Below are 1168 nucleotides of genomic sequence, written 5' to 3' on the forward strand. Positions count from 1 at the left end.
TTCGCGGCGCCGACGGCCAAGACAGCCCTCGTCCACTACAGTCTTGTCCAGCTTCCTGAAACTCCGATGAAGCCGAGATTTCGAGATGACCGAGTAGGATTCTTCGGAACCACTTATACCGTCTTCGGCCACCCCGATCAAAAGTCCGTCGAGCAGACGATCGTGAACCGGTTTCGACTGGAGAAGAAGGATCCTTCCGCTGCAATGTCCGAGCCCGTCAAGCCGATCACTTTCTACCTTGGTCGTGAAGTCCCTGAAAAGTGGCGACCTTTTCTAAAGAGCGGCGTCGAGGCATGGAATGCTGCCTTCGAAAAGGCCGGTTTCAAAAATGCGATTCAGTGCAAATACGCGCCGACAGAACAGGAAGATCCAACTTGGGACGCCGAGGATGCCCGATACTCCGTGATCCGCTGGGCCCCTTCAACGATCGCAAATGCCATCGGTCCGCACGTCTCTGACCCACGTTCAGGAGAGACGATCAGCGCCCACATCATCATCTGGCACAACGTTCTCCAACTCGTTCAGCAGTGGTACTTCCCCCAAGCCGCGCAAATCGACGCTCGGGCCCGCAAGTTCCCGTTCCCGGACGACCTTCTTGGTCGCCTTGTGGAGTATGTAGCCAGCCATGAAGTGGGCCATACGCTCGGACTTGAGCACAACTTTAAGGCGAGCACCGCCTGGACGGTCGAGCAACTCAGAACGCCTGGTTTCGTCTCCAAGAACGGCGTTGCGTCATCGATCATGAGCTACTCCCGATATAACTATGTCGCTCGACCGGGAGACAACGTCTCAAACGAGGACATGATCGGGCGGATCGGTGCCTATGATCTGTTCGCAATCGCCTGGGGATACACCCCAATTCCGTTCGCGAAAACGGCTGATGAGGAGAAGCCCATTCTCGACGGTTGGTCGGCACAGCAACTTAAGCAACCTGAACTGCAGTTCGGCAACTATGCCCACCCTGAGGACCCCACGACGCAAAGCGAGTGCATTGCAAGCGATCCTGTGAAGTCAAGCCTCCTTGGTCTCAAGAACATCGAACTCATCGCCGGCTATCTCCTCCCTGCAACCTACAAACTCGGAGAAGACTATTCCGGACTCAAAGATGCGTACAATGCGCTCATCGGCCAACGCCGAACGGAAATCAGCCGGGTGACCCGCTACATCG

1 protein-coding gene is annotated in these 1168 nt (G+C 56.1%); it reads left to right on the forward strand.

Translation table 11 applies throughout. From position 1 onward, the window contains the following. On the forward strand, positions 1-1168 hold a 1168-nt coding region (locus tag RMO15_RS28220), incomplete at both ends, for a zinc-dependent metalloprotease (protein ID WP_309720848.1).

This window comes from Armatimonas sp., assembly GCF_031410135.1.
Classification (GTDB): Bacteria; Armatimonadota; Armatimonadia; order Armatimonadales; family Armatimonadaceae; genus Armatimonas.